The 16,735-nt window shown below is 58.2% G+C and carries 15 protein-coding genes; 13 read left to right on the top strand and 2 right to left on the bottom strand.

The annotated features are described in order from the left end of the window. Together ACR0KS_RS05265 and ACR0KS_RS05260 are read left to right on the top strand one after the other, a co-directional pair. Positions 1-792 (top strand): enoyl-ACP reductase FabI, encoded by a 792-nt coding sequence (locus tag ACR0KS_RS05265; protein ID WP_170484396.1) that lies wholly within the window; start codon positions 1-3, stop codon positions 790-792. 59 nt (positions 793-851) lie between these two features. Continuing rightward, positions 852-1,043 (top strand): hypothetical protein, encoded by a 192-nt coding sequence (locus tag ACR0KS_RS05260; RefSeq protein ID WP_170565803.1) that lies wholly within the window; start codon positions 852-854, stop codon positions 1,041-1,043. A 24-nt stretch (positions 1,044-1,067) separates the two neighbouring features. Here ACR0KS_RS05260 and ACR0KS_RS05255 read toward each other — a convergent pair whose 3' ends face one another. Then, positions 1,068-1,496 (bottom strand): FKBP-type peptidyl-prolyl cis-trans isomerase, encoded by a 429-nt coding sequence (locus ACR0KS_RS05255; RefSeq protein WP_170389544.1) that lies wholly within the window; start codon positions 1,494-1,496, stop codon positions 1,068-1,070. Between the two features lie 110 nt (positions 1,497-1,606). On the opposite strand from ACR0KS_RS05255, the gene ACR0KS_RS05250 reads away from it, so the two are divergent. From ACR0KS_RS05250 to ACR0KS_RS05200, 11 genes are all read left to right on the top strand, one after another. Then, positions 1,607-2,296, top strand: coding sequence for a haloacid dehalogenase type II (locus tag ACR0KS_RS05250; protein ID WP_170565806.1), 690 nt, complete (start codon positions 1,607-1,609; stop codon positions 2,294-2,296). Then, a complete protein-coding gene (locus ACR0KS_RS05245; protein WP_170565809.1) occupies positions 2,293-3,120 on the top strand; it encodes an alpha/beta fold hydrolase in 828 nt (275 codons plus the stop codon). The genes ACR0KS_RS05250 and ACR0KS_RS05245 overlap by 4 nt, the downstream gene beginning before the upstream one ends. Continuing rightward, a complete protein-coding gene (locus ACR0KS_RS05240) occupies positions 3,117-4,091 on the top strand; it encodes a threonine/serine dehydratase family protein (protein WP_170565812.1) in 975 nt (324 codons plus the stop codon). The genes ACR0KS_RS05245 and ACR0KS_RS05240 overlap by 4 nt, the downstream gene beginning before the upstream one ends. Before the next feature lie 59 nt (positions 4,092-4,150). Further along, positions 4,151-4,939: a 3-oxoadipate enol-lactonase gene (gene pcaD / locus ACR0KS_RS05235; RefSeq protein ID WP_170565815.1), complete on the top strand. Its 789-nt coding sequence runs from the start codon at positions 4,151-4,153 to the stop codon at positions 4,937-4,939. A 23-nt stretch (positions 4,940-4,962) separates the two neighbouring features. After that, on the top strand, positions 4,963-5,688 hold the full coding sequence (locus ACR0KS_RS05230) for an alpha/beta fold hydrolase (RefSeq protein ID WP_170565818.1): 726 nt from the start codon (positions 4,963-4,965) through the stop codon (positions 5,686-5,688). Between the two features lie 77 nt (positions 5,689-5,765). Continuing rightward, positions 5,766-6,965, top strand: coding sequence for a TCR/Tet family MFS transporter (locus tag ACR0KS_RS05225; RefSeq protein WP_170565822.1), 1,200 nt, complete (start codon positions 5,766-5,768; stop codon positions 6,963-6,965). A 526-nt stretch (positions 6,966-7,491) separates the two neighbouring features. Then, positions 7,492-8,658 carry a TAXI family TRAP transporter solute-binding subunit gene (locus ACR0KS_RS05220; RefSeq protein ID WP_170565825.1) on the top strand — a complete coding sequence of 389 codons (1,167 nt, stop codon included), beginning with the start codon at positions 7,492-7,494 and terminating at the stop codon, positions 8,656-8,658. Between the two features lie 88 nt (positions 8,659-8,746). Further along, entirely contained in the window at positions 8,747-10,702 is a 1,956-nt protein-coding gene (locus ACR0KS_RS05215; protein ID WP_170565828.1) for a TRAP transporter fused permease subunit, read from the top strand. 138 nt (positions 10,703-10,840) lie between these two features. Then, entirely contained in the window at positions 10,841-11,935 is a 1,095-nt protein-coding gene (locus ACR0KS_RS05210) for a Zn-dependent alcohol dehydrogenase (protein WP_170565831.1), read from the top strand. Between the two features lie 21 nt (positions 11,936-11,956). Next, positions 11,957-13,189, top strand: a complete 1,233-nt coding sequence (locus tag ACR0KS_RS05205) for a mandelate racemase/muconate lactonizing enzyme family protein (protein WP_170565834.1) — start codon at positions 11,957-11,959, stop codon at positions 13,187-13,189. 108 nt (positions 13,190-13,297) lie between these two features. Next, positions 13,298-13,585: a metalloregulator ArsR/SmtB family transcription factor gene (locus ACR0KS_RS05200; protein ID WP_170484842.1), complete on the top strand. Its 288-nt coding sequence runs from the start codon at positions 13,298-13,300 to the stop codon at positions 13,583-13,585. A 5-nt stretch (positions 13,586-13,590) separates the two neighbouring features. Here the strand turns inward: ACR0KS_RS05200 and ACR0KS_RS05195 are convergent, their stop codons facing one another. Next, positions 13,591-16,587, bottom strand: a complete 2,997-nt coding sequence (locus ACR0KS_RS05195) for an ABC transporter transmembrane domain-containing protein (RefSeq protein ID WP_170566018.1) — start codon at positions 16,585-16,587, stop codon at positions 13,591-13,593. Positions 16,588-16,735: the final 148 nt, after the last annotated feature.

The raw sequence follows: 16,735 nt of genomic DNA, 5'->3' as shown, positions 1-16,735 counted from the left end.
ATGTCGGATCTTCTTAAGGGCAAACGCGGCCTAGTTATGGGCGTGGCGAATGACCGCTCGATTGCGTGGGGGATTGCCAAAGCCATGCATGAGGCCGGCGCAGAGCTTGCCTTTACCTATCAGGGCGAAGCATTCGGCAAGCGGCTAGAGCCGCTGGCCCAAAGCCTCGGCAGCGATTTCATGGTCGATGCGGATGTCACCGATGACGCCTCGCTGGACCGAGCGTTTGCGGAATTGGGCGAACGCTGGCCGACGATTGATTTCGTGGTTCACGCCATTGCCTATTCGGACAAGTCCGAACTGACGGGCCGGTTTCTGAACACCACACGGGCGAATTTCAAACACTCGATGGATGTGTCGGCCTATTCGTTCATCGAGGTTGCGCGCCGCGCCTATCCGTTGATGAAAGACAATGGCGGCACGTTGCTGACGCTGACGTATCAAGGCTCGAACCGTGTGGTTCCGAACTACAACGTTATGGGTGTGGCCAAAGCCGCGCTGGAATCTGCGACGCGCTATCTGGCGAATGATCTTGGCCCCGAGGGTATCCGTGTCAACGCTATCTCGCCCGGCCCGATGAAAACACTGGCTGGTGCTGCCATTGGCGGTGCGCGCAAGACCTACAAGTTCTGCGACCAAAACGCGCCGATGCGCTCGAACGCGACACTGGAAGCTGTGGGCGGCACTGCTGTCTATCTGGCGTCAGATGCGGGCGCATGTACGTCGGGCGAAATCGTTCGGGTCGACGGAGGCTTCCACGTTCTGGGAATGCCGCAGCCTGACTTCATGTGACCTGATCTTTCCCTGTCGGTGCCAAGATTTGACCATCTTTCACCGGCAGTGATAGCGGCATGAGCAAAGCCGAACACATAGTTACAAGCAGCCCACGCGTCTCTCGCTCCCGCCGAAAGCCGGGTTTTTTGGGGCTTCGTGGTCGCGTTACGTTGCTGACCCTAACAACGCTGTTGATGCTGTTTGTATTCTACACGCAACCGCATGTTCGCGCCGCTTTTGTGTCCTGGACCAGCCTGCTGACAGGCTGATCCCCGTTGTCACCTGAGACGGATTCAGTTGATGGCGACGACCTCAATATCAAAAATCAGATCCTGACCCGCCAGCGGGTGATTTGCGTCCAGCGTGACCGTCGCTTCGTCCGCCTCGACCACGGTCACCGGCAAAACCTGCCCGTCAGGAGCCTGCATCTGCAGTTGCGAACCCGGTTCCAGCGGAATGTCGTCCGGGATGCCTTCGCGCGGAATGCTCTGGCGCATCGCGGGATTGATCGGGCCATAGGCATCCGCACAAGCGATCTCGACCCGCTTTTTCTCGCCCACTGACAAACCCGGCATAGCGCTATCCAGGCCGGGAATAATCTGACCCGAGCCGACGACGAATTCCAACGGGTCACGCCCATCCGAGCTGTCAAAGACTTTGCCGTCCAACAACGTCCCGGTGTAGTGAATGCGAACCGTGTCGCCTTGCTTGATTGCGGTCATATTGGCCTCCGGCCTGAAAAAGGAATGAGCGGCCAACCCTAGGGTGTGACACGGCATTGTAAACCCTTCGCTCATTTGCCAACCTGCGCCGGACGAATGGAGGGGATCACATGCCGATCAAAACCTGCGTTTTCGACGCGTATGGAACGTTGTTCGACGTCGCGGCGGCCGCACGTCAGGCTGCTGCCGAACCCGGCTTTGAAGCGTTGCAGCAGAAATGGCCGGAATTGGCCAATTATTGGCGATTGAAACAGTTGCAATACACGTGGTTGCGCGCCGTAGCGGATGCCCACGCAGATTTCTGGGATGTTACGCAAGACGGGTTGGATTGGGCGCTTGAGGCAACCGGCCTGAACGGAGACAGCACGCTGCGACAGCGGCTCTTGGACTTGTATTGGCAGTTGCAGGCATACCCCGAAGTCCCCGAAATGCTGCGCGCGCTGAAAGCCGGAGGGTTGCAAACCGCCATCCTGTCCAACGGCTCCCCGCCAATGCTTGACGGCGCAGTAAAGTCCGCAGGTATCGGGGACGTGCTGGACGATGTTCTGTCGGTCGAAAGCGTCGGCGTCTTCAAACCCCACGCAAGCGTTTATGATCTTGTGCAGGGCAGGTTCGGCGGCGAACGGAACGACGTCCTGTTCGTCAGCTCCAACGGGTGGGACGCAGCCGGGGCATCCGGTTATGGCTTTACCACCGCATGGGTTAACCGAGCGGGCGAGCCGATGGACCGCTTGCCATGGAAGCCCGCACATGTTCTGACCGACCTGACGACGATCCCCCAACTGGCTGGACTTGAATGACTTTTTTCACCACGACGGACGGCAGAAGCATCTATTTTGACGACAAGGGCGCGGGCCAGCCGGTGCTTTGTCTGGCGGGCCTGACCCGCTGTAGCCGGGACTTTTCGTTCTTGGCACCGCATCTGACGGGTATGCGGATGATCACCATGGACTACCGCGGTCGCGGCAACTCGGATCGCGACCCGGACTATATGAATTACAATATCTTTCGCGAATCCCATGACGCGATCGAATTGCTGGATCACCTCGGCCTCGACAAGGTGTCGGTGATCGGTACATCCCTGGGCGGTTTGATCGCAATGGCGCTAGCCGCCAGCCACCCCGAGCGTCTGTCGGCCGTGGTTCTTAACGATGTCGGCCCGGTTCTGGAACTGTCAGGCATCGCCAAGATCATGGATTACGTTGGCAAACAGCCCGTGTCCAAAACCTATGACGAGGCAGCAAAGGTCCTGCAGAAGTTTATGGAGCCTACATTCCCCGGCGTCCCTTTGCAGCGTTGGCGACAACAGGCCGAAATCCAGTACGAACAGACGGGCGACGGGCTTGCGATGCGGTATGACCCTGCGCGGCGCACCGCATTGCTGGAACAGGCCGCGACGGGGGCTGTCCCGGATATGTGGATGTTTTTCGAGGCGCTTGGTGACACGCCAACCGGCGTGATACGGGGCGAGAATTCGGATATACTTGGCAAGGATACGCTGACGGAAATGCACAAGCGTCACCCCGGTCTTATCTCGGCAGAGATACCGGATCGCGGGCACGCCCCGTTTCTGGACGAACCGCAGTCGCTTAACCTCATTCACAAGGTACTGAACGCTGTATGATCTCGCTTGACCTGATCGAAGCCGCGGCCGAGCGGTTAAAAGGCCACGTTCGGGAAACTCCGATCCTGACCTCTCCGTTTCTGGATGAGATCGCGGGACGTCGTGTTCTGGTGAAACCGGAATGTCTGCAACACACTGGCAGCTTCAAGTTTCGCGGGGCGTGGTCGGCGATTTCGGCCCTCAGCGAAGCGGATCGCAGGCGCGGTGTGATTGCCTATTCCTCGGGGAACCATGCGCAGGGTGTTGCCCATGCCGCTGCTTTGCACGGTACGTCGTCGGTCATTGTCATGCCGTCGGATGCGCCGCAGTTGAAGATCAACAATACCCGCGCGTTGGGCGGTGAGGTGGTCCTTTACGATCGCGCGAATGAAAGCCGGGAGGATATCGGCGAAGCGCTCGCATCCGAACGTGGCCTGACCCTGATCCGCCCCTATGATGAGCCGCAGGTGATCGCAGGACAAGGCACAACCGGCCTTGAAATCGCACGGCAAGCCGCGTCCTTGGGCGTTGAACAAGCCGATGTTCTGGTGTGCTGTGGCGGCGGTGGGCTGACATCTGGTATCGCGCTGGCGCTTGAAGGGCATGCCCCGGGTCTGCGCGCCCGACCGTGCGAGCCCGAGGGGTTCGACGATGTGAAACGCTCTCTGGCGACCGGGCACATACAGAACAACGCCGCGTCTTCGGGAAATATCTGCGATGCGATCCTGACACCGCAACCGGGCCAAATCACCTTTCCGATCTTGAAACGGCTGTGCGGACCGGGGTTTTCCGTCACCGAAGAAGAAGCGATGCGGGCCATGGCGCTTGCCTTTCTGCGCCTCAAGATTGTGTTGGAACCGGGCGGTGCGGTATCATTGGCCGCAGCCCTTTTCCGCAGCGATGAAATCAAGGGCGACGCGGTGATAGTTGTTGCATCGGGGGGCAATACGGACCCCGAAGTCTTTGGGAAAGCACTGGAATTCCTGACCTGACAGCGGATGCAGGATAAGTCAGGTTGTGAATTCCACGTGTGACGAATGGGGATTAAGTCATGCAAATAGCAACGCTTGGGGACGTCAATATTCACTACCGTGTTGACGGTGACCCGAACGGCGCACCTGTGGTTTTCGCCAATTCTCTGGGTACCGACCTGCGCCTGTGGGATTCCATGCTGCCACATTTGCCGCCGGGTCTTCGGATCATCCGGTATGACAAACGCGGGCATGGCCTGTCGTCCTGCCCGCCCGCGCCTTATTCGATGGGGGCACTGATCCGCGACGCCGAAGCCCTGCTGGGCCTTCTTGAGGTTCGGGATTGTGTTTTCGTCGGCCTGTCCATCGGCGGTTTGATCGCGCAGGGGCTTGCCGTGAAGCGCATGGATCAGGTTCGCGCCTTGGTCCTGTCGAACACGGCTGCAAAGATCGGCACGCCCTCAATCTGGCAAGACAGGATGAACGCGGTGCGTGAGGGCGGGATCGAAGCGCTGGCTGATGCCACGATGGAGCGGTGGTTTTCAAAGCCGTTTCAAGCGTCCCCGGACCACTTGCTTTGGCGAAACATGATGGTGCGCCAGCCTGCGGACGGCTATCTGGGCTGCTGTGCCGCCATCTCGGGAACTGATTTCTACACGCCAACAAGCGGCCTGAGATTGCCAACGCTTGGCATTGCGGGCAGCGAAGACGGCTCGACCCCGCCCGATCTGGTACGCGAAACCATCGACCTGATCCCCGGCTCGCGATTCGAGCTGATGCGCAGGGCTGGCCATCTTCCTTGTGTCGAACAACCTGTCGAATACGCGGCCCTGCTTCAGAGGTTCATGGCCGACATAGGACATATTTAGAAGTATTTTGAAGGAGCAGTATTTTGGCGGATTTCCTGTTGGTCCATGGCTCGTGCCATGGTGCGTGGTGCTGGCGCGACGTGATCCCGGCGCTGCAAACCCTGGGCCACTCGGCGCGCGCGATCGACTTGCCCAGCCACGGCTCGGACCCGACCCCGATCTCAGAGGTGACGCTGGAAAGTTGCCGCGACGCCGTTCTGTCCGCCAGTTCACCACAGACGATTGTCGTCGGGCATTCCTGGGGCGGCTATCCGATCAGTGCAGCAGCCGAGGCTGACCCGAATGGCATGAAGGCGCTGGTTTACCTGTGCGCCTATGTGCCCCAAGATGGCATGTCGATGATCGAGATGCGCCGGAACTCGCCAAGGCAGACGATCAGCGACGCGGTCGAGAAATCCGCAGATGGTTTGTCCTATTCCGTCAAGCCGGATCGCGTTCAGGCGCTGTTTTATCACGACTGCCCTGCTTCCACCGTGCCGTACGCGTTGGCGCGCCTGTGTCCGCAGGCCATCGCACCGCAAGATACGCCCTTGCCTCTGGGCGACGGCTACGCCCGCGTACCCAAGGCGTATATCTGCGCGTCGGATGATCGAACAATTCCAGCCGAGTATCAGGAAGAAATGAGCCGCGCCGTGCCTGCCAATATGCGGCACACAATCGCAAGCTCGCACTCTCCGTTCTTTTCGCACCCGCGCAATCTGTCCGAAATCCTGCACCAGATCGTCGACACTTTGCCAGACACCCCGTGACATCGTTCTTATCGGGTGTTTTCTAAATCACCCGACTATGGTTAGGGTGCCGGCATAGTGTCATATATCCGGTTTCCATGCGCCTGCCCTTTTTCTTTGTCCTGATGACAGTCATGATCGACGCAATGGGCATCGGTCTGGTTCTTCCAATCATGCCCGAACTGATCGTCGAGGTTCAGGGCGGAACGCTGGCAAGTGCAGCAATCTGGGGTGGAATCCTGAGCACGGCTTTTGCAGCAATGCAATTCGTGTTTGGGCCCGTTCTCGGGAATCTCTCGGATGCTTACGGTCGGCGAATTGTTCTGCTGGTATCCCTGTTTGTCATGTCCCTTGACTATGTCGTTATGGCGCTTGCGGGCAGTATCTGGCTATTGCTGGCAGGGCGTATCGTTGGAGGCGTCACTGCCGCAACACACGCCACGGCAGCAGCATTTATGGCTGACGTGTCCAAACCCCATGAAAAGGCCGCGAATTTTGGCCTTCTCGGAGCAGCATTTGGTGTAGGTTTCGTTCTGGGTCCCGTGGTCGGAGGGTTGCTGAGCGAATATGGCACCCGCGCGCCCTTCTGGGCCGCTGCGCTCCTCTCAGCGCTGACATTTGCAATCGGCCTGTTTGTCATGCCGGAAACTGTGACGGACAAAACCCGACGTTCCTTTAGCTTGCGCAGGGCCAACCCGGTCAACTCGCTTCGCGCCATTGCTGCGCTGCCGGGCATACGCCCAATGCTGTGGGTCTATTTCCTGTATTCCGTTTCGATCTATGTTTACCCGGCAATCTGGGCTTATTTCACCACCGAGCGGTTCGGCTGGTCACCGCAAATGATCGGACTGTCGCTGGGCGTCTATGGGATTGGGATGGCGGCCGTTCAAGGCGGGTTGATCCGCCCGGCGACCCGGTATCTGGGCGAACGCGTTACGATCATCTACGGCATGGTATTTGAGATCGGCAGTTTTGTCGTTCTGGCGTTCCTCACGAACGGTTTTGTCGCACTGATGCTGATCCCCGTCACGGCTTTGGGTGCCGTCGTAACCCCAGCGTTGCAAGCCTTGACCTCTCGCGCCACACCGGATTCGCAGCAAGGAGAACTACAGGGCGTTCTAACGTCGTTACATGCCTTGTCGATGGTCATATCACCTCTGCTGATGACCAGCGTCTTTGCGCATTTTGCCCGACCTGAAACCGCGTTTTACCTGCCGGGCGCACCTTTTCTGCTGGCGATGGTGCTGATGATCATTGGGTTTGCACTGTTTTTGAGGTCGCGACCCGTTACCCCATGAAAAACTTTCCAAATTTCTTGGGGAGAGTGCACGCCGCGATTTGACCTGTTTGGACAATCTGTCGGCTTCACTCCATACCGGATGAATGAACGGGCACGTCCGCAGACATACAAATGAATAGTTAATATAGGATTTTGTTTGTATGAGCGAAATCCACCTTCCGACTATGCTGTTTGAAAGCTCCAACGAGCTTGATCATCCAGCGGCTGGGCGGTCCTCCAGGCAAACGCCTGCGACGATCACAACGGGCGCTTGATGAGGTAGCGGCAGCACGAGGGGAGGTGCGTTTGTCGAACTAGGTGCAGAAAAGATCCCAACACAAGCGGCATGATCTATCGCTTGGGACGAGAATGGTCGGCACGGTTTTTCTGGCAGCCGGAGACTGCTTTAACAACCGTTCCGAACTAGCCTCAAGCTTTGTTTGTCGCCGCAAGCTGTTGAGCGGACAACGCCATTTCCAGGAGTTCACAAGGCTCGTCGAAATCGGCCGAAAAACCGCAGACATGTTAGGCAACGGAGGAGAAAGATGCTTACACGAAAACTATTGGCTGCAGCGGCGTGCTCGGTCACCGCGACTTGGGCGGTGGCGGGCGAAATAGAATTGCCCACCCAAATCACCTGGACGGCTTACGGCACTGGGTCCGCGGGCTACAACCAATCCGTCGCCATCGGCGCTGCGATGCAAGAAGCACTGGGCGTCAACCTTCGGGTTTTGCCGGGCAAAAACGACATCGCGCGGACCGAACCTCTGCGGCAGGGCAAAGTACAGTTTTCTGCCAACGGCGTTGGTGGCTCTTTCATGGCGCAGGAAGGTGTGTTCCAGTTCGGTGCAGAAAACTGGGGACCGCAGCCGGTTCGTATTTTGGCGGCCAACAATGGCGGAACATTTGGCCTGACCCTCGCGGTCGCGGCTGAGGCCTGTGAAAAGGCAGGCAAGCCCGGATGCGAAGGCTTTGAATACTCGGACCTCAAAGGGATGCGCGTGGCCTGGATCAAAGGTGCCCCTGCATTGAACGTCAACAACGAAGCATATCTGGCGTATGGCGGTCTCACCTGGGACGATGTCGAGATTGTTGAATTCGGCGGATACGGTGACTCTTGGGTTGGCATGATCGACGGAACAGTCGATGCAGCCTTTGCGACCACGACCTCGGGCCGGGTTTACGAAGCAGTTTCGTCGCCGCGCGGTGTGTACTGGCCTCCGATTGACCCGAACAATTCCGAAGGATTGGATCGGATGCTGGCCATTGCGCCGTTCTTCTCGCCAATCACGGCCACGGCCGGGGGCAACATTGATGACTCCGACGGGGTCCAAACCGCAGGATACGCCTATCCGGTTCTCATGACATATGTCGATCAGGACGAAGCTCTGACATACAACATGACCAAGGCGCTTCACGAACTGTACGACAAATACACCGGCAACGCGCCCAGCGTCGACGGATGGGCGATCGACAAGCAAAACTTCACATGGGTCGCTCCCTACCACGAAGGCGCAATCCGCTATTATCAGGAACTGGGCCTTTGGACCGACGAAGCGCAGGCCCACAATGACAAGCTGATTGAACGCCAGTCGTTGCTGCAAAAAGCCTGGGAAGAGCTGAAAGCCGAAGGGCCGGACAACTGGCAAGAAGCCTGGGAGCAAAAGCGCCGCGACGCCCTGGAAGCTGGTGGCTTTGAGGTGGTTTTCTAAGGGTCGCGAACCCGAAAACACTTGATTGTGCGGGCTCCTCAGCCCGCACATTCCAATACCGATACCAACACAATACTTGCGAGAGCCAATGACGCAGCAACCTGAAAGCACGCGCGGCAGCGCCGCAATCGAAGCCGAACTTGCCGAGGAACGTCGGACATTTTCAGGGCTGGCGCGCTGGCTCATCATCCTTTTCACGCTCACTGCAATCGGGCTTGCAGTAAACAAGCTGTTCAATCTGAGGCTTGGCGGTACATCGCTTTTGGAGGGGACATACCTCTATGCATTGGCCGGGCTGTTTCTCAGCCTCTCATTCATCATCTTCCGAGCGGGCAACACCCTGTCGGCACGCGTTCCGTGGTACGATTGGATACTTGCCGCCCTTGCATTTTGTATTTCCGGATTTTTTGCTGTGACAGCAGGAACCAGCCTGGATTCAGGCTGGGAATACGCCGCGCCGGACAAGGCGGTCTGGGCCTCGATTCTATTATACTTGCTGATCCTCGAAGCAACCCGGCGGGCCGGTGGGTTCGTGATCTTTATCATCGTGCTGTTCTTTTCGCTGTATCCGACCTTTGCGGATCAGATACCCGATCCGCTTAACGGCTTTGCCCAGCCGTTCCGAGACGTGGTTCCTTATTTCATGATTTCGTCCGAGGCGTCGTTCGGTATTCCGATGCGAGCCTTCGGCAATCTGGTCATCGGATTCATCCTGTTTGGCGCCGTATTGCAGTTCACCGGCGGCGGTAAATTCTTCAACAACCTCGCTCTCGCTTTGGTCGGCGGCTTCCGCGGTGGTGCCGCCAAGGTCTCAATCTTTGCATCCGGCTTCATGGGATCGATGTCCGGTTCGGTTATCTCGAACGTCCTGACCACGGGTGCCGTATCCATTCCAGCAATGAAGAAAACCGGGTTTGCACCGCGATTTGCGGCCGCGACCGAGGCGTGCACTTCGACCGGCGGAGTTGTCATGCCGCCGATCATGGGGGCGACGGCCTTTGTGATCGCCTCGTGGCTGGGCATGCCCTATGTCGAGATCATGCTGGCGGCTGCGATCCCGTCGCTGTTGTATTTCTTCGGCCTGTTCGTCCAGATCGACGCTTATTCTGCAAGGCACGGCCTCAAAGGCATGAGCCAGAGCGAACGTCCTCGCGTTGGTCAGACCCTGCGCGAAGGCTGGTTGTACATCTCAGTTTTTGCGCTGCTGATTTTCCTGATGGTTGCCTTTCGCTGGGAAACCACGGCCCCCTTCTTCGCGGTCGTCCTTTTGCTTGTGGTCAACCAGTTCAAGAAAAACGACCGCGTTTCGCTAGAAGGCTTTCTCAACATTATTGTCTCGGTTGGACGCACCCTTTCTGAACTGGTGGCCGTTTTGCTGGGCATTGGCATGATCGTCGGCGCGTTTCAGGCTACCGGGCTGACCGGCCCGTTGGCCAATGAACTTGTGCATATGGCGGGCAGTTCGGTCACCATGCTGCTGATCATGGGTGCCCTGACCAGCTTTGTCTTTGGCATGGGTATGACCGTCACGGCCTGCTACATTTTTCTGGCCGTCGTCCTGGCCCCTGCTCTGGTTCAGGCGGGACTTAACGAACTCTCGGTGCATCTGTTCATTCTGTATTGGGGCATGGTGAGCTACATAACCCCGCCGGTAGCATTGGGTGCATTCGCGGCTGCGTCGATGGCGGGTGCCAATGCTTTCCGCACAGGGATCGAGGCGATGAAACTGGGCGGTGTAATCTACTTTGTGCCCTTCTTCTTTGTTTTGAACCCCGCGCTGATCGGGCAGGGCTCGGCGGTCGAAGTGGCGGTGGTTTTGATCTGCGCCCTGATAGGAATCTGGTTTATTTCCGCTGCATTGCAGGGGTATTTAGCCTTTGCAGGCTCTCTCGGAACCGGGCCTTTCAGTCTGGTGTCCCGGGTCGTTTTGTTCGTGTCAGGGTTCCTGATTGCCTCCCCGGCTGGCGGGTTGGCGGGCCTTAGCCACATGGCCCTGACCCTAGCAGGGGTAGGTCTGGCCGTTATTCCCGTAACCTTCGTCTAGATGTCGCGCACGCGCGTCCAACCTTGATGGCGTATAGAAGCGGCAAAAGTTGACGGCAAAGCACATGTAAATGACGATTTCCGTCTTGCAGAGCGCACCCGACCACGCCACCGTGATCCAAACGGAGCGAGGGAAATCATGCAGACCATCAAAGCCGCCGTATGCCGGGCGTTCAATGAACCTCTGGTAATCGAAGACGTTCAACTCGCGCCACCAGGGACAGGCGAGGTCGAAGTGACCCTGGATGCGGTGGCGATCTGTCATTCAGATATCTCCTACGCAAGCGGAGCTTGGGGCGGCTTCCTCCCTGCCGTTTACGGGCACGAGGCCGCCGGGGTCATCTCTGCGGTGGGCGACGCGACCGAAGGGTTTGAAGTAGGGGACGCCGTGGTCGTCACGCTGATCCGGGCGTGCGGGTCCTGCCCGTCCTGCGCCGGAGGCCAGCCGACAATTTGCGAAACGCCATACGACACGGTCAAGGGGCCGTTGCGCGCAGCAGATGGCGGCCCGTTGGAGCAAGCAATGGCCTGCGGAGCCTTTGCCGAGAAGGTGGTGGTCAGTCACCGGCAGATTGTCAAAATCCCGGAAAACATGCCCAAAGACGTGGCCAGCCTGTTGTCCTGCGGGGTGATTACCGGGGTCGGTGCAGCAGTGAATGCCGCCGGTCTACGCGCCGGTCAGGACGTTGTAGTCATCGGCGCGGGTGGGGTCGGTCTGAACGCCATTCAGGGTGCCCGCATCGCCGGTGCTCGTCGAATTGTCGCCGTCGACATGACCGAGGAAAAACTTGCAATCGCGAAAGAGTTCGGCGCAACCCACGGCGTTTTGGCGACATCCAAGGCTCCGTGGAAAGACGCATACGAGGCGCTGGGCGGGCGTGGTGCGGACGCCGTTCTGATCACAGTTGGCGCGATCCCGGCATATGATCAGGCCGTGCGGTATCTGGGGCGCGGAGGCAAGGCTATCATGATCGGCATGCCTCATTCCGGGGATACAGCCAGCTATGAACCCGTCATTCTGGCCGCTTTGGGTCAGGGATTGATCGGGTCCAAGATGGGCGACGTGGTCATTCAGCGTGATATACCGTGGATGATCGACCTGTATGAACAGGGCCGGTTGAAACTGGACGAACTGATCTCGGGTCGCTGGTCTCTGGAGCAGATCAACGAAGCGATCGCAGACACCAAAACCGGATCGGCCAAACGTAATGTCATTGTGTTCGATAGGGTCTGACACAACGCGGGGAGAACCGGGATGAAGCTGCAGGACCTCGATATCATCGTCACCGCACCGCCTGCTCCGGGCTGGGGCGGGCGGTACTGGATTCTGGTGAAGGTCACGACCGATACCGGGATCACCGGTTGGGGGGAATGCTATGCCTCATCGGTCGGCCCCGAAGCGATGCGCCACGTCATCCGCGACGTGTTTGAACGGCACATGATGGGCGAAAATCCTGAAAATATCGAACTGATGTTCCGCCGCGCCTATTCCAGTGGGTTTACCCAGCGCCCGGACCTGACCGTGATGGGCGCGTTTTCGGGCCTTGAAATCGCGTGTTGGGATATCCTCGGCAAAGACCGGGATCGCCCTGTCTACGCCTTGCTGGGTGGGCTGATGAACCCTCGCATCCGGGCCTACACGTATCTTTACCCCCTGCCCCAGCATAACCTGACCGATTTCTGGACTGCACCGGATCAGGCCGCAGAATGCGCCGTCGAAATGGTCCGGCGCGGATTCACGGCCGTGAAATTTGACCCTGCCGGCCCTTACACTATTCGCGGCGGCCACATGCCTGCGATGACCGACATTTCGATGTCCGTCGCATTTTGCAAAGCGATCCGCGAAGCTGTGGGAGATAGGGCAGACCTGCTATTTGGCACTCATGGCCAATTCAATACGGCAGGCGCGATCCGCTTGGGTCAGGCTTTGGAACCCTATTCCCCGCTTTGGTTCGAGGAACCGACCCCGCCGGACATGATCGAGGACATGGCCCGCGTTGCCCGCAACGTCCGCATCCCCGTCGCGACCGGAGAGCGTATGACGACAAAGGCCGAATTCGGCGCAGTTTTGCGGGCGGGTGCGGCTGAGATTTTGCAACCTGCGCTCGGTCGCGCAGGAGGCATTTGGGAGATGAAGAAGGTCGCGGCCATTGCCGAAATCTTCAATGCGCAGATGGCCCCGCACTTATATGCTGGACCGATTGAATGGGCCGCCAACATCCAACTGGCGGCGTCAATCCCGAACCTGTTGCTGTTGGAAACCATCGAAACGCCATTTCACGATAGCCTGATCAAAGGCGCGCTTCGCGTCGAGGACGGGTTCGTATCAGCCCCAACCGCGCCCGGTCTGGGGATTGAAGTGGACGAAGACTTGGCTCGCGCGCACCCTTTCACGGGCGATGGGCTGCACCTGCAAATGCAGGAAGAACCCTGCGACTATGTCAACGGAAACGCGTTTCAGGGCGGTGCGCCAGCCTCCGAGGGGTGACAATCGCCTACGATCTGGGCCATATTGGACCAACCCCCAGTTGCGAACAGGCTGCGCGTGACAGTAACGGAAAAAGAAATTCAGGACACAGACGAAGCGCTGTCGGACATGAAAGACAGTGCGGCACGAGCAGCGGCTTTCCTCAAGGCGCTGGCGCATGAAGGCCGCCTGATGATCCTCTGCCATCTGGGTGAGGGCGAAAAGTCCGTGAGCGAACTTGAAAGGCTGCTGGATACACGGCAGGCGGCGGTCAGCCAGATGCTTGCGCGCTTGCGCAGTGAGGGTCTGGTATCGACCCGCCGGGAAGGGAAAACGATTTACTATTCCCTTCAGGACGGCAACACAGCCCAAATGATCGGGTTGCTTTACGACCTGTTCTGCAAACCCGAAAGCTGATCTGGCTAGTTCGATACGTATCCCGCGATGACCTGCAACAGCTTGAACGCTGTCGCCGCGTCGTTTTCGACAACGGCCAGAAATTCTTCTTCACCGATCCGCAGGCAGGACAGCTCCGTTTCCGCGATCATGCTTAGGGCGCGGGGTTCTTTTCGGATCAGCCCCAATTCACCGACCAAAGCGCCAGCGCCAACGGTCGCAATCAGTTGATCCGGCCCGCCCGCCTGAGGCAGATACAGCCCGGCCTCTCCTTCAAGCACAACATATGCACCATCTGTCGGCTGATCGTCTTTCAAGAATACAACTTCACCCGGTTTGGCATCGAACCAGCGCGCACCAAATGCCAAGAGCCGCAACTGACGCCGATCCAGACCGGAAAACAACGGCGTCTGTTCTAGCGCGCGCAACTTGCGCGCAAGGTCTGCCGAGGCTGCACTGTCTTCCTCCACGTCCGCGGGTCCTTCATCCGAAACAACCCGACCTTGCCTGATTTCGACATACATGTCGAATACGTCAGGATTGTCGAACTGGTCGTTCAGATAAACAACCGTAGTATCAGGAAGCAACGAACGCAGATTCTTATAGACCGCGACCTGCGTTGCCATGTCATAGCTTGCCAGCGCGTTTTCCAGAATAAGAATGTCCGGCTTCTTGATCGTCGCACGCGTAAAGGCCAACGGCTCAGCAAACACTGCGGGCAAGTTCTGGCCGCCCAAGGCAACCGGGACGTCGTAGATCAGCTCGACCACCAACGGACGCGCACCGTTTTGGTCCAGCACATCGACGATCAGCTTGCGCACCTCATCCGACCGCGCCCCACCGATCTGACTGACCTTGCCGAACAGAGCATTCTCCATCACCGTAAGGCCCGGCGCGAACGCCTCGGCATCCAGAGGGGCAAACACGTCATGGAGCGTTTCCAGAAGTTTGTGGGAGTGACTGTGCCGCAACTCGAGGATGCGGTTCTTCAGCTCATCCGTGAACGCGGGTCCGATCTGCTCGGCGGATATGACAACCGGAACAGCCAGCAGGTTGGCAAGCTGCTCGTCGTCCAGCCCGGATACACCTTCGTCGCGGGTTCGCTCCAGCAATTCCACCGCGTTTTCGTAGGTCTGAACCTCAAGACCCAGCTTGCGGAACAAGGGATGGTCGGTCCCGTCCAGACCAAAGATCTGGCGCAGCATATCGACCACGTCGCGGGTCAGGTTGACCAGCGTTTCATCCAGCCCCAACTCGCGCAGTTGGCCCAAAAAGACGGGCTGGCGTGCCAACAGTTCTTGCGTAACGGGCACACGCGGCGTGGCGAACAGAAGGTTTTCGGCAACTGGCAAAGCGGCATTATAGGCGTCGCGGTCAAAAACTAGCGCCTGCTGCTCAAGACCAGCATCACGCACGGCCTGTTGGACGATCGGGCGCAGCTCGACCAGTTTTTGGGCCAGTTCGCGATGTTCATCAACGTCAAATGCCTGCTCTGCCCCGCGTTGGAACAGGGCCGCGCCGGACCCCATGCCGTCAATCAGTTTCAGCCACCAATCACGCAACGTATCAGCATTCTCAAACCCGGCCAGCGATGGGTCCAGCCATTCGGCCTGGAACGGGTCACGACTGTTGCCAGCCCTTTGCGTTTCGGCAAATCCGGGATCATCCGTTTGGTCCGACAGCGGCTTGAAACGCATGGGCATCATGACGTTGTCGCCCAGCGTTCCCTGAAACATGACCGGCCGAGACGAGGCGTAACCGATCCGGGTTGCCACGACGCTTTGATGCAGGCCAGACAGGTTGTGCCCCCCGATACCGACGCGACCTGCACTGGGAAGGATTTCACGCGTCAGCAGCTCTGCTATCGCACGGCGGTCTTCTTCACTCGGGGCGGCGATGCCAATGGTTTTGCCCGCCGGGAAGGTCAGATTCAGATCGTCCAGAACCTGATTGCCATCCATGTCCCGCACCGAAACATGGTCCAGAACAACATCGGCGTTCAAATGCGGGCGTTCTTTTGGGTCGTCCTCGAACAGCTTTTCGTCCAGCATGCCGGGCGGGGCGAAACGATCTATCACGACGTCCCAGCGCAGCGACATATCCTGTGTCTGGTTGTAGTAGGTCAGCAACTCTTTCCAGGGTGAGCTGAGATCCTTGTACGCCGCAAGTGCCGCAACCAGGGCACCCAGTGAAACCGACCCTTGCAGCACCAGCAAGCCACCGACCAGATAGAACATGAACGGCGTCAGTTGAGAGATGAAGTTGTTTATGAACTTCATAAAGAACTTCTTCTGGTAAATCTCGAACCGGATACCGAACAAACGGCCCAGTTGATCCGAGATCATGGCGCGGCGATACCGCCAGCCGCCATTGGCCCGCAGCGTCGACGCCCCCGCCGCGTTTTCACCGATCTGGGCTGCAAGAACGCGCACTTCCTGAATGCGGCGTTTGTTGAGCAGGTTGATCTGGCGCTGAAGTTTGGGGATCAGCCATGCTTGAACCGGAATCAAGGCAACGGCAGCCAGCCCGAACCAGACGCTTTGCAGGAACAGGAAGGACAGAATTGTGATCATCTGCCCCGCTTGCAGCACAGGCTGGCTGATCGCATCACCCATCAAGCCGCCCATCGGCTCGCTTTCGGCGGTGATCATCGACACCATCTCGCCCTGGCTGACCCGCTCGAAATAGGGCTGCGGGAAACGAAGCGCGCGGCTGATCAACTGATACCGGAACCGCCGCAGCATACGTTCGCTGAGCACCCCTTTCATGGTGTTGATGCGCATCTTCATCAAGCCATGCGCAAGCACCGCCGCCAGAAACGCGAAACACAGGATGATCAGAAAGTTCGTCTGCGGCAAACTAAAGCCAAAAACATCAACAACCGGACTGGATGCACCAATAGCATCGTTGATGATACGCTTCGGCAATTCCAGCGTCAGGTAGAGCAGCGGAAACAGCGTCGAGGTCACGGCCAGCAGAACAAGCTGGTCGCGTTTTGAATACTTCCAAATGAACCGGAAAATCGTACGTTCTATAGAACCTGCCCCTGTTGCGGATCATTGATCCGATCCTGACGAATGCGTCGCAAATCCAACGCCTGAATTTTACCGCAATCGCGACTGATTACGCAAATAGTTTCCAATTTGATCAGATAATCGCCGAGTGTGAACA

It is taken from the genome of Ruegeria sp. BC7 (assembly GCF_056539165.1).
The sequence above is the reverse complement of the archived record's forward strand: the minus strand, read 5'-3'. Positions and strand labels throughout refer to the sequence as shown.